This is a genomic window from Streptomyces sp. YIM 121038 (assembly GCF_006088715.1).
Taxonomy (GTDB): domain Bacteria; phylum Actinomycetota; class Actinomycetes; order Streptomycetales; family Streptomycetaceae; genus Streptomyces.
Genome location: NZ_CP030771.1, coordinates 3707997 through 3724841, shown reverse-complemented (window position 1 = coordinate 3724841; position 16845 = coordinate 3707997). Strand labels below are relative to the sequence as shown.

The window sequence follows — 16845 nt, the reverse complement described above, 5'->3', positions numbered from 1 at the left end:
AATCGTGCTTAGGTTAACCTAACCTTCCCTGTTGTCCGGCAGGGCCCCCACCTCGGCCACGGGGCGGGTCAGCTCGTCAGGCCCAGTTCCCGGGCGATCAGCATGCGCTGGACCTCGCTCGTGCCCTCGCCGATTTCGAGGATCTTGGAGTCCCGCCACATGCGGGCCACGGGGTACTCGTTCATGAAGCCGTAGCCCCCGTGGATCTGGGTGGCCTCGCGGGCGTTGTCGACGGCGATCGTCGAGGAGTAGAGCTTGGCGAGGGCCGCCTCCTTCTTGAAGGGCTCCCCGGAGACGAGCCGGGACGCCGCGTCGCGCCAGGCGAGGCGGGAGGTGTGGGCCTTCATCTCCATGTCGGCGATCTTGAACTGGATGGCCTGGTTGGAGCCGATCGGCCGCCCGAAGGTGTGCCGCTCCTTGGCGTACTTCACGGACTGGTCCACACAGCCCTGCGCGAGCCCCGTCGCGAGCGCGGCGATGGCGACGCGGCCCTCGTCGAGGATGCGCAGGAACTGGGCGTAGCCGCGGCCCTGCTCGCCGAGGAGGTTGGCCTTCGGCACGCGCACGTCCGCGAAGGACAGCTCCCGGGTGTCCGACGCGTTCCAGCCGACCTTCGAGTACGGCGCCGCCACCGTGAAGCCCGGCGTCCCGGACGGCACGATGATCGAGGAGATCAGCGGCTTGCCCGCGTCGGTGCGGCCGGTGACGGCCGTGACCGTGACCAGGCCCGTGATGTCGGTGCCGGAGTTGGTGATGAAGCACTTCGTGCCGTTGACGACCCATTCGCCGGTGGCCTCGTCCAGGCGCGCCGTCGTCCGGGTGCCGCCCGCGTCCGAGCCCGCGCCGGGCTCGGTGAGCCCGAACGCGCCGAGCAGCTCGCCCGAGCACAGCCGCGGCAGCCAGGTGCGCTTCTGCTCGTCGGTGCCGAAGAGGTGCAGCGGCATCGCGCCCAGCGAGACGCCCGCCTCCAGGGTGATCGCGACGGAGGAGTCGACCCGCGCCAGCTCCTCCAGGGCGATGCCGAGCGCCAGGTAGTCGCCGCCCATGCCGCCGTACTCCTCCGGGAACGGCAGGCCGAACAGGCCCATGCGGCCCATCTCGCGCACGATCTCGTACGGGAACTCGTGCCGCTCGTAGTAGTCGCCGATCTTCGGGGCGACCACGTCGTTCGCGAACGCCTCGACGGTGCGCCGGAGTTCCTCGTGCTCTGGGGAGAGGCGGTGGTCCATGGAGATCACGGCTCCTTGTGGGAGAGGGCACGCACGGTGCGGGACGGGCTCGGTCGGCCCAACTGGGTGGCCATCCACACGCTGGTGTCGGTGAGGCGGCCGAGGTCGACCCCGGTCTCGATGCCGAGGCCGTGCAGCATCCACACGAGGTCTTCGGTGGCGAGGTTCCCGGTGGCGCTCTTGGCGTAGGGGCAGCCGCCGAGGCCGCCCGCGGAGGCGTCGACGGTGGTCACGCCGTGCTGGAGCGCGGCGAGGGTGTTGGCGAGGGCCTGGCCGTACGTGTCGTGGAAGTGCACGCCGATCCGGTCCGTCGGCACGCCCTGTTCGTCGAGCGCGGCGAGCAGCGCCAGGACGTGGCCCGGCGTGGCCACGCCGATGGTGTCGCCGAGGCTCAGCTCGTCACAGCCCATGTCCATGAGCGCCTTGCAGACGCGGACGACCTGGGCGACGGGGACCGGGCCCTCCCAGGGGTCGCCGAAGCACATGGAGAGGTAGCCGCGCACGTGGACGTGGTCGTGCGCGTCCTGTGCCGCCTTGGCGCGGGCCACCACCGGCTCGAACATCGCCAGGGCCTCGTCCACCGTGCGGTTCAGGTTGGCCTTGGCGAAGGACTCGGTGGCGCTGGCGAACACGGCGACGCGGCGGGCGCCGAGGGCGAGCGCGCGGTCCAGGCCGCGGTCGTTGGGGACAAGGACCGGCAGGTGCACGCCCTCGATGTCGCCGAGCAGCGGGAAGAGCCGCTCGGCGTCCGCCAGTTGGGGCACCCACCGGGGGTGCACGAAGCTCGTGGCCTCGATCGTGGTCAGGCCCGCGTCGGCCAGGCGGTGCACGAACTCCGCCTTGACCTCGGTGGGGACCGTCGCCTTCTCGTTCTGCAGGCCGTCGCGGGCGCCGACCTCGTGGATGCGGACCCGGGCCGGCAGGCCCCGCGCGGGGACGGCCATGGGCAGGCCGGGGGCGGTCACGACGCCTCCTCGGCGGTCTCGTCGGGCACCACCACGGCCAGGACCTGGTCCATGGCGACCGTGGTGCCCGGGGCGACGTCGAGCTCGGTGACGGTGCCCGCGTGCGGCGCGGAGATGACGTGCTCCATCTTCATCGCCTCCACGACGAGCAGGCTCTGGCCCGCCGCCACCCGGTCGCCGGGGGCGACCTTGACGACGGTGACGGTGCCGGGCATCGGGGCGGTCAGGGCGTCCGCTCCCGCGTGGGTCGCGCCGGTGAGCGCGGCCTCCACCGGGTCGTGGTCCCGGACCTCCCAGGCGTCGCCGTCCCGGCCGAGCCAGGTTCCGGCGCGGTGGTGGCGGTGGGGCCCTGCCGGGGGCTCCCCAAGCCCGCCCCTTCCCGCAACCAGGGGGCTGCGCCCCCTGGACCCCCCATGGTCGACCTCGACATCGCCTTCGGCGGTGAGCCGGGTGCGGACGACGACCGGGTCGTGTCCCGGTACCCGGAGGTGGTGCACGGTCCACGCGGCTTCGCCGCCGAGGCGCCACCCGTTGGGTACGGAGAAGGGGTCGACCCACGAATTCAGCCCCTCCGGCGCTTGAGGAGCGGGGTCCGGGGCGGAGCCCCGGTTTCGGGAAGGGGCGGGGTGGGGGATACGTGCCAGCGCCGCGGCTTCGTACACCTCAGCCGGTACCTCCGAGGCGACAAGCCCCTCGGCCTCCCGCTCCACCAGGCCCGTGTCCAGCTCCCCGGCCAGCACCGCCGGGTGGGCCAGCAAGCGCCGCAGGAAGCCCGCGTTCGTCGGCACGCCCAGGATCACCGTGTCCGCGAGCGCCGCGCGCAGCTTGCGCAGGGCCGTCGCCCGGTCGGGGCCGTACGCGATCACCTTGGACAGCATCGGGTCGTACAGGCTGCCGACCTCCGTGCCCTCGCTGAGGCCGGAGTCGGTGCGCACGCCGTCGCCGGAGGGCTCGCGCAGCAGCAGGACCGTGCCGCCGGACGGCAGGAAGCCGCGGGCCGGGTCCTCGGCGCAGATGCGGGCCTCCACCGCGTGCCCGGTCAGCGTGATGTCGTCCTGCCCGAAGGGCAGCGGCTCGCCCGCCGCAACCCGCAGCTGCCACTCCACCAGGTCGAGCCCCGTGATCAGCTCGGTGACCGGGTGCTCCACCTGGAGGCGGGTGTTCATCTCCATGAAGTAGTACGAGGACGGGTCGCTGCCCGGCACGATGAACTCGACCGTGCCCGCGCCGACGTAGCCGCAGGAGCGCGCGGCCTCGACGGCGGCGGCGCCCATCGCGGCGCGCGTCTCCTCGTCGAGCAGGACGCTGGGCGCCTCCTCGATGATCTTCTGGTGGCGGCGCTGGAGGGAGCACTCGCGCTCGCCCAGGTGCACCACGTTGCCGTGGGCGTCGGCGAGGACCTGGATCTCGATGTGCCGGGGGCGGTCGACCCAGCGCTCGACGAGCAGGGTGTCGTCGCCGAAGGAGGCGCGCGCCTCGCGCCGCGCGGCGGCGATCTCCTCGCCGAGCAGCGCGGCGTCGCGGACCAGGCGCATGCCCTTGCCGCCGCCGCCCGCGGACGGCTTGAGCAGGACCGGGGTGCCGATCTCCCGCGCGGCGGCGGTGAGCTGGGCGTCGGTGAGGCCGCTGCCCGAGGAGCCGGGCACCACGGGGACCCCGGCCGCGCGCACGGTCTCCTTGGCGCGGATCTTGTCGCCCATCAGGTCGATCGCCGCGGCGGGCGGCCCGATGAAGACGAGCCCGGCGTCCGCGCAGGCCTGCGCGAAGGCGGCGTTCTCCGCGAGGAAGCCGTAGCCGGGGTGGACCGCCCGGGCGCCGGACGCGGCGGCCGCGGCGAGGAGGCGCTCCACCGAGAGGTAGCTCTCGCTCGCGGGCGCCGGGCCGAGGCGCACGGCCGTGTCGGCCTCGCGCACGTGCCGGGCGTCGGCGTCCGCGTCGGAGAAGACGGCCACCGAGCGGACGCCGAGGGAGCGCAGCGTGCGGATGACGCGGACGGCGATCTCGCCCCGGTTGGCCACGAGGACTGTCTCGAACATGCTCATTCCGTGTCTGCCCCTCACATCCGGAAGACGCCGAAGCCGCGTTCGCCCAGGGGCGCACCGGCACACGCGGTCAGGGCCAGGCCGAGCACCTGGCGGGTCTCCAGCGGGTCGATGACGCCGTCGTCCCACAGGCGTGCCGTGGCGTAGTAGGCGCTGCCCTGCTGTTCGTACTGCGCGCGGACGGGGGCCTTGAAGGCCTCCTCGTCCTCCTGCGACCACGGCTCGCCGCGCGCTTCGAGCTGGTCGCGCTTGACGGTGGCGAGCACCGAAGCGGCCTGCTCGCCACCCATCACGGAGATCTTGGCGTTCGGCCACATCCACAGGAAGCGGGGCGAGTAGGCCCGGCCGCACATGGAGTAGTTGCCCGCTCCGTACGAACCGCCGACCACCACGGTCAGCTTGGGCACGCGGGCGCAGGCCACGGCGGTGACCATCTTGGCGCCGTGCTTGGCGATGCCGCCCGCCTCGTAGTCCTTGCCGACCATGAAGCCGGAGATGTTCTGGAGGAACACCAGCGGGATGCCGCGCTGGTCGCACAGCTCGATGAAGTGGGCGCCCTTCTGGGCGGACTCCGAGAACAGGATGCCGTTGTTGGCGACGATCCCCACCGGGTGGCCGTGGATGTGTGCGAAGCCGGTGACGAGCGTCTGGCCGTACTCCGCCTTGAACTCGGCGAAGCGGGAGCCGTCGACCACGCGCGCGATGACCTCGCGCACGTCGTACGGGGTGCGGGAGTCCACCGGCACCGCGCCGTACAGACCGAGGGGGTCGACCTTCGGCTCCTCGACGGGCCGCACCTCCCAGGGCAGCTCCCCGCGCGCGGGGAGCGTGGAGACGATGGTGCGCACGATGCGCAGTGCGTGCGGGTCGTCCTCCGCGAGGTGGTCGGTGACGCCGGAGACGCGGGAGTGGACCTCGCCGCCGCCGAGCTCCTCGGCCGTGACGACCTCGCCGGTGGCCGCCTTCACCAGGGGCGGGCCGCCCAGGAAGATCGTGCCCTGGCCGCGGACGATGACGGCCTCGTCGCTCATCGCCGGGACGTACGCCCCGCCGGCGGTGCAGGAGCCGAGGACCGCCGCGATCTGCGGGATGCCCGCGCCGGACATCCGGGCCTGGTTGTAGAAGATCCGCCCGAAGTGCTCGCGGTCGGGGAACACCTCGTCCTGCATGGGCAGGAAGGCGCCGCCGGAGTCCACCAGGTACAGACACGGCAGGCGGTTCTCCAGGGCGATCTCCTGGGCCCGCAGGTGCTTCTTGACCGTCATCGGGTAGTACGTGCCGCCCTTGACGGTGGCGTCGTTGGCCACGATCACGCAGTCGCGGCCGCTGACCCTGCCGATGCCCGCGATGACGCCGGCCGCCGGGGCGTCGCCGCCGTACATCCCGTCCGCCGCGAGCGGGGCCAGCTCCAGGAACGGCGAGCCCGCGTCGAGCAGCGCGTCGACGCGGTCGCGCGGCAGCAGCTTGCCGCGCGCCACGTGCCGCTGCCGGGCGCGCTCGCCGCCGCCGAGCCGGGCGGCGGCGAGCTTGCCGCGCAGCTCGGCCACCAGCGCGGCGTGCGCCGACTCGTTCGCCCGCCAGGCGTCCGACGCGGGGTCCGCCGCGCTCGTGAGGACCGGTGCCTGTTGCATCCGCTGTGCTCCCCGGGTTAGTGAGCGTTAACGTCAGGACTTCAGGTTAACGACCGCTAACGGCCCTGTCTAGAATCGTTTCCATGGCCACCAGGACCGACGCCCCCACCCGCCGCGAGCAGATCCTCAAGGAGGCCGCCCGGCTCTTCGCCGAGCGCGGTTTCCACGGGGTCGGCGTGGACGAGATAGGAGCCGCCGTCGGCATCAGCGGCCCCGGTCTGTACCGCCACTTCCCGGGCAAGGACGCGATGCTCGCCGAGCTGCTCGTCGGCATCAGCGAACGGCTGCTCACCGGGGGCAAGCGCCGGTCCGCGGAGGCCGCGGGCTCGCCCGTCGCCGCCCTGGACTCGCTCATCGAGGGCCACATCGACTTCGCCCTGGACGACCGCCCGCTCATCACTCTCCACGACCGCGAGCTGGACCGCCTGCGGGACAGCGACCGCAAGATGGTGCGCCAGCTCCAGCGGCAGTACGTGGAGCTGTGGGTGGCCACCGTCCGGGAGGTGTATCCGGGGCTCGCCGAGGTGGAGGCGCGCGCGTCCGTGCACGCGGTCTTCGGCCTGCTGAACTCGACCCCGCACCTGGGCAGACCGGGCTCCCTGCCCGACCGCGAGGCGATGGCGGACCTGCTGCACAGGCTGGCCCGCGGGGCGCTGGCGGCGGCGGGGGTATCAAGCCCGTCGAGGGGGCACCTCCCTGCTCCTTAAGAGCTTGGGGGAGTTTGAGGACGAGAAAGGCCGAAGGCCGCGACGGCCCGCGCTCACCCGCCGGTTACGGCTTTCGCTCTGGACGGTCACGGAAACCCATGGGTAACCTCGACCTGAGCAAGCGCTTAGCCAACGGCGCTTGGCCGGATCCGTGACCCAGGGAGCTCAGTCGTGCGGCGTACCGTCTTCAACGAGGACCACGAGGCATTCCGGGAGACCGTCCGGGCCTTCATCGAGGCCGAGGTCGTGCCGGTGTACGACGACTGGTACGCGGCGGGCCAGGCGCCCCGCGACTTCTACTACAAGCTCGCCGAGCTCGGCGTCTTCGGCATCCGCGTCGAGGAGGAGTTCGGCGGCGCGGGCATCGACTCGCACAAGTTCGAGGCCGTCATGTACGAGGAGACGGCCCGCGCGGGCGTCTCCTTCGGCGGCTCCGGCGTGCACGTGCTCCTCGGCCTGCCGTACATCCAGATGCTCGCCACCGACGAGCAGAAGAAGCGCTTCCTGCCCAAGTTCGTCTCCGGCGAGGAGATGTGGGCGCTCGCCATGACCGAGCCGGGCACCGGCTCCGACGTCGCGGGCATGAAGACCACGGCCAAGCTCTCCGCGGACGGCACGCACTACGTCCTCAACGGCGCCAAGACCTTCATCACCGGCGGCGTGCACGCCGACCGCGTGATCGTCTGCGCCCGCACCGCGGCCCCGCGCGAGGACGACCGCCGCTTCGGCATCTCCCTCTTCGCGGTGGACACCAAGGCCGCGGGCTACTCGGTGGGCCGCAAGCTCGACAAGCTCGGCCTGAAGGTCTCCGACACGGCCGAGCTGGCCTTCGTCGACGTCGAGGTGCCCGTCGAGGACCTGCTCGGCGAGGAGAACAAGGGCTTCGCCTACCTCGGCCACAACCTGGCGTCCGAGCGCTGGGGCATCGCCTTCGGTGCCTACGCGCAGGCCAAGGCCGCCGTCCGGTTCGCCAAGGAGTACGTCCAGGAGCGCACGGTCTTCGGCAAGTCCGTCGCCTCCTTCCAGAACACCAAGTTCGAGCTGGCCGCCTGCCAGGCCGAGGTGGACGCCGCCGAGGCCGTCGCCGACCGCGCCCTCGAAGCCCTGGACGCGGGCGAGCTGACCCCGGCCGAGGCCGCGTCCGCGAAGCTCTTCTGCACCGAGGTCGCGCACCGCGTCATCGACCGCTGCCTCCAGCTCCACGGCGGCTACGGCTTCATGAACGAGTACCCGATCGCCCGCCTGTACGCCGACAACCGCGTCAACCGCATCTACGGCGGCACCAGCGAGGTCATGAAGATGATCATCGCGAAGTCGATGGGTCTGTAACCCCGCCCATGAGCGAGGAGAACGGGGCCAACGGCGCTCGCGGCCCCCTGGCCGACCTGCTCGCCCTGCTCGACCTGGAGCGGGTCGAGCAGGACATCTTCCGCGGGGTGAGCCGCTCCGCCCTGGTGCCGCGCGTCTTCGGCGGGCAGGTCGCGGCCCAGGCCCTGGTCGCGGCGGGCCGCACCGTACCGGACGACAGTTCCCCAAGCTCTCGGCTTCGCTCGAGCAGGGGAGGCCCCACTGCCCACTCCCTGCACGCCTACTTCCTGCGCCCCGGCGACCCCGGCGCGCCCATCGTCTACACCGTCGACCGCATCCGCGACGGGCGCTCCTTCACCACGCGCCGCGTCGTCGCCGTGCAGCACGGCCAGCCGATCTTCCATCTGTCGGCGTCGTTCCAGGCGTACGAGGAGGGGCTCGAACACCAGGTGGGGATGCCCGCGGCGCCCGACCCGGAGACGCTGCCCACGGCCGCCGACGCGCTGCCGCTGCACCTGCCGCCGGACGTCGCCCGGCGGCTGGTCGAGGCACGCGCCGCCGTCGACCTGCGGTACGCGGACCTGCCGCCGTGGGGCACGGTGGGACGCCCCCGGGAGCCGCGCTCCCAGGTCTGGTTCCGCACGAACGGCAAGCTGGAGGGGGAGCACGCGGGGTCGCTGCTCCACCTGTGCCTGGCCACCTACGTGTCCGACATGACGCTGCTCGACTCGGTGCTGCTCGCGCACGGGCGCGGCGGCTGGGCCGTCGGGGACGTCGTGGGCGCGTCGCTGGACCACGCGATGTGGTTCCACCGGCCCTTCCGGGCGGACGAGTGGCTCCTGTACGACCAGGAGTCCCCGTCGGCGGGCGGCGGCAGGGGCCTCGGCCAGGGCCGCATCTGGACCCGGGACGGCAGGCTCGCCGTCACCGTCATCCAGGAGGGCGTCGTCCGGGTGCCGAGGCCCTAGCGGGCCCGCTCAGGCCTGCGGCAGGCCCGCCGCGTCGAGCAGGTAGGCCGTCATCGGGTCGTAGAAGCGCGGGCTCGTCACGTGGTCGTCCAGGGGGACCGTCACCTGGAGCGTGCCCTCGGCCTCCGCGATGAACAGGGCCGGGTCGTTGCAGTCCGCGTAGCCGACGGCGTCGATGCCGCGCTGGCCCGCGCGGCCCGCCCAGCCGTGGTCAGCGACGACCAGGTCCGGCAGGGGGCGCTCGGCGCGCAGGAGGCCGTCGAGGACCGCGTTCATCGGCTCCGGCGAGTGCGTGTGCCACAGCGTCGCGCCGCGCTCCAGGACCGCCACGTCCGCGAACTGGAAGACGAAGCCCTCGTCCGCCGTCAGGCCGTCGGGGATGACGACGACCTCGCAGCCCGCCGCGCGCAGCGCGGCCGCCGTCGCCCGGTGCACGTCGAGCAGGCCGCCGGGGTGGCCGGTCGCGAACAGGACGCGCTCCTTGGCACCGGCGGCCTTGCGCAGCCGGCCCGCCATCCGCTCCAGGGCGTCGACCGTCAGCTCCGGGTCGATGGTGTCCTGGCCCTGGCGGTGCAGCGGGTCGTCGATCACGCCGCAGCGCTCGGCCATCACCGCGAGCACGTCCTGCTCGTCGCTCCAGCGGTCGTCGAGCTCCAGGCCGAGCCAGTAGTGACGGTCGCCGTTCGCGAGCTTGCGGTAGTGGTCGAGGTTGTTCTCGCGGGGCGTGGCCACGTCGCCCGCTATGCGGGTGCGGACGAGGTGGTCTACGAGCGCTGCGCGGGTCGGTGTCGGCATGGGTCCATTGTGCCGTCGGCCCCTCGCACCCATGCGGCGGAGCCGCGGAGTGGTGCGGCCCCGCGCCCCTTCGGGGCTCGTCAGACGGGGCGGTTCAAGGCGAACCACAGCTCCATGCGTACGTCCGGGTCGTCCAGGTCGGCGTCCAGCAGGGCGGCGCAGCGGGCGACGCGCTGGCGCACGGTGTTGCGGTGCACGGACAGGGCGCTCGCCGTGCGGTCCCAACTGCCGTGCAGGGAGAGCCAGGTGCGCAGCGTCTCGGTGAGGGCCGCGCTGCCGCCGAGCGGAGCGAGCAGCACGCGCGCGTGGGCGTCGGCCTCGGCGGGCACGACCAGGGCGGCCAGACCCGTCTCCCGGTGCCGCACCAGCGGGACGCGGGTCGCCTCGGCCCTGCGCACGGCCCGCGCGGCCTGCGCGTCGGCGGCGGCGAGGGCCCCGGCGGCGGCGGGCGCGGACACCCCGAGGGTCCAGCCGCGCTGCGCGGTGACCTCGCGGTCGGCGGGCAGCAGCAGCGTGGTGGCCTCGGCCGCGGGGTCCACGAGGGTGCTGCCGAGCGCCGTGGCCAGGGCCGCGGGGGTGGGCGCCGGCGTGCCGGAGCCGCGCTGCACCCGCGCGTGGACCACGGTCCAGCGGTCGGCGCCGAGCAGGGGCGCCACCTCGTCCGGGCCCGCGCCGAGCAGCAGCCGGACCAGGGCCGCGGAGCGCGCGGACTCGGTGGCGCCCTGGTGGGGCGCGGTGAGCAGGGCGAGCAGGACGGCGGCGACCTGGGCGACGGTGTGGTCGCCCGGCTCGCGGCGCGGCGTCGCGACGCCGAGGGCCAGGCCCTGCGGCCCGGCGAGCGCGTACGCGGCGAGGTGGGTGGCGCCGACGGTGTCCGTGCCGGAGGCGGGGGCAGGGCGGGGTTCGGCCGGGTGCAGCACGACCCCGGCGAGCCGGTCGAGGGCGGCCAGGGCCGCCGCGTCCGGCGGGGTGCCCGCGCTCTGGGCGGGCGTGCCGTCGGCGGTGTGCAGGACCGCGTACCCGTCGAGGCGCGTGGCCAGCTGCCGCAGCAGCGCGGGCACCGGGTCGGGCCGGGCGGCGGCCGCCGCGAGGCCCTGCTGGGCCTGGGCGACGCGGCGCAGCTCGGTGTGCCTGGCCTCCGCCATCAGCTGCCACACGGCCCGCGCGACCCCGCTGAACGTCGTCTGCGGCGGCACTTCGAGCAGCGGCAGGCCGTGGCGGTCGCAGGCCTCCACCAGCGCGCGCGGCACGGTGTCGTGCACGGGGGCGACGCCGAAGCCGAGGGCCGCGCCGCCCGCCGCCACGATGCGGGACACGTACGTGTCGAGGAGCGGCCCGGCGGCCGCCGCGTCCGGCACGTGCACCCCGGCGGTCAGGAGCAGCTCGCCGCCCAGGAGGTACGGGTAGGGGTCGGCCATCTCCGAGGTGTGCACCCAGTGGATGTCGGCGGCCGCCGCGTCCGGGCCCGCGATCTGGCGCAGGCCGAGGCCTTCGCGCGCGAGCAGGGCGGCCAGCGGGACGGGCGGGGTGGGCGGGGCCGGGGGCCGCGGGGCCGACGGGGAGGGGGGCGTCGGAGGTGGGGCCGACGGGGGCGGGCTGGATTCCGCCATGGTGGATGATCCCTCCATCAAGGCCGGTGAAAGTAGAGGAAACGTACACTTCAGCGATGCTTTCCGGCCACCTAGGGTCGTGTCGACCGTCACACCGAGGTCGTCCCCCTCAGGCGCGTGAAGGAGAGGTACCCATGGCTGTCGACTATGCGGTGATCGTCGTCTATCTCGCGGGGATGCTGGCCATGGGCTGGTGGGGCATGCGCCGCGCCAAGTCCAAGAGCGAGTTCCTGGTCGCGGGCCGCCGCCTCGGGCCGTGGATGTACTCCGGCACGATGGCCGCGATCGTCCTCGGCGGCGCCTCCACCATCGGCGGCGTCGGCCTCGGCTACACGCACGGCCTGTCCGGCGCCTGGATGGTCTTCACCATCGGCCTGGGCCTGCTCGCCCTCTCCGTCTTCTTCTCCGCCCGCATCGCCCGGCTGAAGGTCTACACCGTCTCCGAGATGCTCGACCTGCGCTACGGCGGCCGCGCGGGCGTCCTGTCCGGCGTCGTCATGTGGGGCTACACGCTGATGCTCGCGGTGACCTCCACCATCGCGTACGCCACGATCTTCGACGTCCTGTTCGACGTGAACCGCACGCTCGCCATCGTCATCGGCGGCTCCATCGTCGTCGCATACTCCACGCTCGGCGGCATGTGGTCGATCACGCTCACGGACATGGTGCAGTTCGTCGTCAAGACGATCGGCGTGCTGCTCCTGCTGCTCCCCATCGCGGTCGTCAAGGCGGGCGGCTTCGGCGAGATGAAGGCGAAGCTGCCCGACGCGTACTTCGAGCCGTTCGGCGTCGGCGGCGAGACGATCTTCACCTACGTGCTGATCTACACCTTCGGCATGCTCATCGGGCAGGACATCTGGCAGCGGGTGTTCACCGCGCGCAGCGACAAGGTCGCCCGCTGGGGCGGCACGGTCGCCGGTACGTACTGCCTCGTCTACGCGCTCGCGGGCGCCGTCATCGGCACCGCCGCGAAGGTCATGTACCCGAACCTGCCCAGCCCCGACTCCGCCTTCGCCACCATCGTCAAGGACGAACTGCCCATGGGCGTGCGGGGCCTGGTGCTCGCCGCCGCGCTCGCCGCCGTGATGTCCACCTCGTCGGGCGCGCTCATCGCCTGCGCGACCGTGGCCAACAACGACATCTGGTCGCGGCTGCGGGGCGCGTCCGCGCAGGGGGACCCGCACGACGAGGTGAAGGGCAACCGCGCCTTCATCCTCGTCATGGGCGTCGGCGTCATCGGCGTCTCCATCGCCCTCAACGACGTCGTCCAGGCGCTGACCGTCGCGTACAACCTGCTCGTCGGGGGGCTGCTCGTGCCGATCCTCGGCGGGCTGCTGTGGCGGCGGGGGACCGGGGCGGGCGCGCTGGCCGCCGTCGTCGCGGGCGGGCTCTCCGTGATCGGCCTCATGTGGCACTACGGAATCCTCGCGAACGAGCCCATCTACTACGGGCTGCTGACTTCGCTCGTGGTGTACGTGGGGGTTTCCCTGTCGACGAGGCCCACGGATGCGGGGACGCTCGCGGCTTGGCGCGAACGCGTCGCCGGCCGCGAGGCCGAGGCGGAGGTGCCCGTGACGGCCTGATCTTTCCCCTACCCCGCCCCTTCCCGATTCCTGGGGGCTCCGCCCCCAGACCCCCGCTCCTCAAACGCCGGAGAGGCTACTTGTAGCCCGTCCGGCGTTTGAGGACGAGGCGCGGAGCGCCGAAAACGGGGGTCCAAGGGGGCGGAGCCCCCTTGTTCGGGAAGGGGCGGGCCTGGGGCACACCCGTGAGGGTTCACACTGTTTACGTACGTTCGTTCCACCAGGAGACACCGACCATGACCACCCCCGAGCACACCACCCCCCGCGGCCCCGTGGACTCCTCGCGGATCCCGCGCTACGCGGGCCCCGCGACGTTCGCCCGCCTCCCCCGCCTCGACGAGGTCGGCACCGCGGACGTGGCGGTCGTCGGCGTCCCCTTCGACACGGGTGTGTCCTACCGTCCGGGCGCCCGCTTCGGCGGCAACGCGATCCGGGAGGCGTCCCGCCTGCTCCGCCCGTACAACCCGGCCCAGGACGCGTCCCCGTTCGCGCTCGCCCAGGTCGCCGACGCCGGCGACATCGCGGCGAACCCGTTCAACATCAACGAGGCCGTGGAGACCATCGAGGCCGCCGCCGACGACCTGCTCGGCACCGGCGCCCGCATGATGACCCTCGGCGGCGACCACACCATCGCGCTGCCCCTGCTGCGCTCGGTGGCGAAGAAGCACGGCCCGGTGGCGCTGCTCCACTTCGACGCGCACCTCGACACCTGGGACACGTACTTCGGCGCCGAGTACACGCACGGCACCCCGTTCCGCCGGGCCGTGGAGGAGGGCATCCTCGACACCGAGGCCCTCAGCCACGTCGGCACCCGCGGCCCGCTGTACGGCAAGAAGGACCTCACCGACGACGAGAAGATGGGCTTCGGCATCGTCACCTCCTCGGACGTCTACCGGCGCGGCGCCGACGAGGTCGCCGACCAGCTGCGCCAGCGCATCGGGGACCGGCCGCTGTACATCTCCATCGACATCGACTGCCTCGACCCGGCGTTCGCGCCCGGCACCGGCACCCCGGAGGCGGGCGGCATGAGCTCCCGCGAGCTCCTGGAGATCCTGCGCGGCCTGGCCTCCTGCAACCTGGTCTCCGCCGACGTCGTCGAGGTCGCCCCGGCCTACGACCACGCCGAGATCACCTCGGTGGCCGCGTCCCACACCGCGTACGAACTGACGACGATCATGTCCCGCCAGATCGCGGAGGCCCGCGCCAAGTGACCCACGACCACGACCTGGAACTGAGGCCCACCGCCGCGCAGACCGAGGCCGCCCTCAACCCGCCCGCCGGGCGCAACGGCGGCGACCTCGTCGTCGAGACCCTGCGCGGGCTCGGCGCGGCCACCGTGTTCGGCCTGCCGGGGCAGCACGCCCTCGGCATGTTCGACGCGCTGCGCCGCTCCGACCTGGCCTACGTCGGCCTGCGCGTGGAGAACAACGCCGGCTTCGCGGCGGACGCGTACGGCCGGGTGACCGGCGAGGTCGCGCCGCTGCTCCTGTCGACGGGGCCGGGCGCGCTCACCTCGCTCGCCGCGCTCCAGGAGGCCGCCGCCGCGAGCGCGCCCGTGCTCGCCATCGGCAGCCAGGTCCCCGTCGCCGGGCTCGGCGGCGGGCGCCACGGCTATCTGCACGAACTGCGCGACCAGCAGGCCTCGTTCCGGGACGTGGTCAAGTCCGTCCACACCGTCCGCACCCAGTCCCAGATCCCGTCCGCGATCGCGGCGGCCTGGGAGTCGGCCCTCACCGCGCCGCACGGCCCGGTGTGGGTGGAGATCCCGCAGGACGTGCTGCTCGCCGGGACGACGCTGCCGCAGGTCACCGCCGTCGACGCGACACCGCGCGACCTCGTGCCGCGCCCGGAGCTGACCGCCGTGGCCGCCGATCTGCTGACGCGCGCCGAGCGCCCGGTGATCATCGCGGGCGGCGGGGTCGTCCGCGCCGACGCCTCCGGCAAGCTCCGCGCGCTCGCCGAGAAGCTGAACGCGCCGGTCGTCACCACCTTCGGCGGCAAGGGCGCCTTCCCCTGGGAGCACCCGCTGTCCCTCCAGTCCTGGCTGGAGGACCGGCACACCACCGACTTCCTGGAGGACGCCGACGTCCTGCTCGTGGTCGGCTCCGGGCTCGGCGAACTCTCCTCGAACTACCACACCTTCGCGCCCCGCGGCCGGGTCGTCCAGATCGAGGCCGACCCCGGCAAGCTGGAGTCCAACCACCCCGCGCTCGGCATCCACGCCGACGCCCGGCTCGCCCTGACCGCGCTCCTGGAGACGGTGGGGGAGCGGCCCGACCCGGCCGCGCCCGAGCGGGTCGCGGCCGTCCTCGCGAAGGTCCGCGAGCGAATCGACGGGCAGGAGCTGACCCTGGAGCAGGACGTGCTCGCCGCCGTGCGGGCCGCCCTGCCGGACGGTTCGCCGTCCTTCTGGGACATGACGATCCTCGCCTACTGGGCGTGGTCCGCCTTCGACGCGCGGCGCCCCAACACCATGCACTCGGCGCAGGGCGCGGGCGGCCTCGGCTACGGCTTCCCGGCCGCGCTCGGGGCGGCCGCCGCCGACCCGACGCGGCCCGTGCTGGCGGTCTCCGGCGACGGCGGCGCGATGTACTCGATCGCCGAGCTGGCCACCGCCAGGCAGTACGGCCTCAACGTGACCTGGCTGATCGTCGACGACGGCGGCTACGGCATCCTGCGCGAGTACATGGCGGACGCCTTCGGCGAGGCCACCGCCACGGAGCTGGCCCGGCCCGACTTCGTCGCGCTCGCCGAGTCGTTCGGGGTGCCGGGCGTACGGACGTCGCCGGAGCGGCTGCGGGACGACCTGGCGAAGGCCCTGGCCGAGCCGGGGCCGAGCGTCGTCGTGCTGCCCGCGCTGCTTCGGATGTTCGCGCCGACGCACCTCGGCTGAGGAGGGCCACCCCCCTCGGCGATCGGTTTCGTCACAGTACTGTTCTGCGTACAACCATTCACTCGTGTAGGTGAGTCATGGGATGCGCGTGCGGCAGGAGCGCACGCGTGTACCGAACTACGGGGGGAACCTCCATGACTCACCGCATATCCCGGCGTGCCCGCGTGCTGAGCGCGGGTGCGGCCGCCGCCGTTCTCGTGCCGATCGTGGGGACGGCCGCCGCCACCCCCGCCGCCGCCGCGACGGCCCAGGTCACGTGCACCTCGGCCCAGCCGGAGCTGGCGAAGAAGCTCACCAAGGACATCAACGCCGCGCTGAAGAACCGCAAGGGCACCATCGCCGTCGGCTTCCACGACAAGGCCACCAAGACGACGTGCACCCTGCGCGGCACCACCGCGTTCGACTCGGCGAGCGTCGTCAAGGTGACCGTGCTCGCCACGCTCCTGTGGGACGCGAAGAAGAACGACCGGTATCTGACGGACCGCGAGTCCAGCCTCGCCAAGGCCATGATCACCAAGTCGGACAACAACGCCACCAGCGCGCTGTGGCGCCAGCTCGGCGCGGGCAAGGTCAAGAAGTTCCTCGCCGCCGCGAAGATGACCAAGACCGTGCCCGGCTCGGGCGGCTACTGGGGTCTGACCCGCATCAACGTCCAGGACGAGCAGAAGCTCCTCGCCCTGGTCACCGCGCCGAACTCCGTGCTCAGCGACAACGCCCGCGCGTACGTCCTGAAGCTGATGAACCAGGTCGTCCGCGACCAGCGCTGGGGCACCCCGGCGGGCGCCCCCTCCGGCGTCAAGACCCACGTCAAGAACGGCTGGCTGCCCCGGGCCACGCACGGCTGGCGCGTGCACAGCATCGGCGCCTTCAAGGGCCGCGGCCACGACTACACGATCTCCGTGCTCACCCACGGCAACGGCTCCATGAACTACGGCGTCGACACCATCCAGCGGGTCTCCAAGGCCATCCACAAGGACCTGACCCCGCTCACCCAGGCCCCGCAGCGCTACGCCCCGACGGACACCCCGAAGGAGGCGTCGGTCCCCGTCCCGCAGTCCTGACGGAAAGCCCCTTCATCCCGCCGCGTTTGTTGCGGCGGGATGAAATCGGCTCC

13 protein-coding genes are annotated in these 16845 nt (G+C 73.0%); 7 read left to right on the top strand and 6 right to left on the bottom strand.

The window, feature by feature from the left end; translation table 11 throughout:
* Positions 1-68 precede the first annotated feature (68 nt).
* From C9F11_RS15470 to C9F11_RS15455, 4 genes are read right to left on the bottom strand one after another with little or no spacing between them, the layout of a single operon-like run.
* Positions 69-1229, bottom strand: a complete 1161-nt coding sequence (locus tag C9F11_RS15470; RefSeq protein WP_138959852.1) for an acyl-CoA dehydrogenase family protein — start codon at positions 1227-1229, stop codon at positions 69-71.
* Positions 1230-1234: 5 nt separating this feature from the next.
* Complete coding sequence (locus tag C9F11_RS15465; protein ID WP_249401748.1) at positions 1235-2194, bottom strand: hydroxymethylglutaryl-CoA lyase; 960 nt, start codon at positions 2192-2194, stop codon at positions 1235-1237.
* Complete coding sequence (locus C9F11_RS15460; RefSeq protein ID WP_138959851.1) at positions 2191-4230, bottom strand: biotin carboxylase N-terminal domain-containing protein; 2040 nt, start codon at positions 4228-4230, stop codon at positions 2191-2193. The genes C9F11_RS15465 and C9F11_RS15460 overlap by 4 nt, the downstream gene beginning before the upstream one ends.
* A gap of 20 nt (positions 4231-4250) precedes the next feature.
* A complete protein-coding gene (locus C9F11_RS15455; RefSeq protein WP_138959850.1) occupies positions 4251-5867 on the bottom strand; it encodes a carboxyl transferase domain-containing protein in 1617 nt (538 codons plus the stop codon).
* Between the two features lie 83 nt (positions 5868-5950).
* Between C9F11_RS15455 and C9F11_RS15450 the strand changes: the two genes are divergently transcribed.
* The 3 genes from C9F11_RS15450 to C9F11_RS15440 all read left to right on the top strand — a co-directional run bounded on the left by C9F11_RS15450 (position 5951) and on the right by C9F11_RS15440 (position 8850).
* Positions 5951-6574 (top strand): TetR/AcrR family transcriptional regulator, encoded by a 624-nt coding sequence (locus C9F11_RS15450; RefSeq protein WP_138959849.1) that lies wholly within the window; start codon positions 5951-5953, stop codon positions 6572-6574.
* A gap of 171 nt (positions 6575-6745) precedes the next feature.
* Positions 6746-7903 carry an acyl-CoA dehydrogenase family protein gene (locus C9F11_RS15445; RefSeq protein WP_138959848.1) on the top strand — a complete coding sequence of 386 codons (1158 nt, stop codon included), beginning with the start codon at positions 6746-6748 and terminating at the stop codon, positions 7901-7903.
* Between the two features lie 8 nt (positions 7904-7911).
* Positions 7912-8850 carry an acyl-CoA thioesterase II gene (locus tag C9F11_RS15440; RefSeq protein WP_138959847.1) on the top strand — a complete coding sequence of 313 codons (939 nt, stop codon included), beginning with the start codon at positions 7912-7914 and terminating at the stop codon, positions 8848-8850.
* Positions 8851-8859: 9 nt separating this feature from the next.
* On the opposite strand, the gene C9F11_RS15435 is transcribed toward C9F11_RS15440, so the two are convergent.
* Positions 8860-9645 (bottom strand): phosphatase, encoded by a 786-nt coding sequence (locus C9F11_RS15435; RefSeq protein WP_138959846.1) that lies wholly within the window; start codon positions 9643-9645, stop codon positions 8860-8862.
* An 80-nt stretch (positions 9646-9725) separates the two neighbouring features.
* On the bottom strand, positions 9726-11255 hold the full coding sequence (locus tag C9F11_RS15430) for a PucR family transcriptional regulator (RefSeq protein ID WP_249401747.1): 1530 nt from the start codon (positions 11253-11255) through the stop codon (positions 9726-9728).
* Between the two features lie 134 nt (positions 11256-11389).
* Here C9F11_RS15430 and C9F11_RS15425 point away from each other — a divergent pair, with 134 nt between their 5' ends.
* From C9F11_RS15425 to C9F11_RS15410, 4 genes are all read left to right on the top strand, one after another.
* Complete coding sequence (locus C9F11_RS15425) at positions 11390-12838, top strand: sodium:solute symporter (RefSeq protein WP_138959844.1); 1449 nt, start codon at positions 11390-11392, stop codon at positions 12836-12838.
* A 236-nt stretch (positions 12839-13074) separates the two neighbouring features.
* Entirely contained in the window at positions 13075-14049 is a 975-nt protein-coding gene (gene speB, locus C9F11_RS15420; protein ID WP_138959843.1) for an agmatinase, read from the top strand.
* A complete protein-coding gene (locus tag C9F11_RS15415; protein ID WP_138959842.1) occupies positions 14046-15731 on the top strand; it encodes a thiamine pyrophosphate-binding protein in 1686 nt (561 codons plus the stop codon). The genes speB and C9F11_RS15415 overlap by 4 nt, the downstream gene beginning before the upstream one ends.
* 134 nt (positions 15732-15865) lie before the next feature.
* On the top strand, positions 15866-16792 hold the full coding sequence (locus C9F11_RS15410) for a serine hydrolase (protein WP_138959841.1): 927 nt from the start codon (positions 15866-15868) through the stop codon (positions 16790-16792).
* Positions 16793-16845 lie beyond the last annotated feature (53 nt).

Coding starts and splice junctions, on each gene's coding strand:
- C9F11_RS15470 (WP_138959852.1), bottom strand. CDS start 1,229: ATGGACCACCGCCTCTCCCCAGAGCACGAGGAACTCCGGCGCACCGTC.
- C9F11_RS15460 (WP_138959851.1), bottom strand. CDS start 4,230: ATGTTCGAGACAGTCCTCGTGGCCAACCGGGGCGAGATCGCCGTCCGC.
- C9F11_RS15455 (WP_138959850.1), bottom strand. CDS start 5,867: ATGCAACAGGCACCGGTCCTCACGAGCGCGGCGGACCCCGCGTCGGAC.
- C9F11_RS15450 (WP_138959849.1), top strand. CDS start 5,951: ATGGCCACCAGGACCGACGCCCCCACCCGCCGCGAGCAGATCCTCAAG.
- C9F11_RS15440 (WP_138959847.1), top strand. CDS start 7,912: ATGAGCGAGGAGAACGGGGCCAACGGCGCTCGCGGCCCCCTGGCCGAC.
- C9F11_RS15435 (WP_138959846.1), bottom strand. CDS start 9,645: ATGCCGACACCGACCCGCGCAGCGCTCGTAGACCACCTCGTCCGCACC.
- C9F11_RS15430 (WP_249401747.1), bottom strand. CDS start 11,255: ATGGCGGAATCCAGCCCGCCCCCGTCGGCCCCACCTCCGACGCCCCCC.
- C9F11_RS15425 (WP_138959844.1), top strand. CDS start 11,390: ATGGCTGTCGACTATGCGGTGATCGTCGTCTATCTCGCGGGGATGCTG.
- speB (WP_138959843.1), top strand. CDS start 13,075: ATGACCACCCCCGAGCACACCACCCCCCGCGGCCCCGTGGACTCCTCG.
- C9F11_RS15410 (WP_138959841.1), top strand. CDS start 15,866: ATGACTCACCGCATATCCCGGCGTGCCCGCGTGCTGAGCGCGGGTGCG.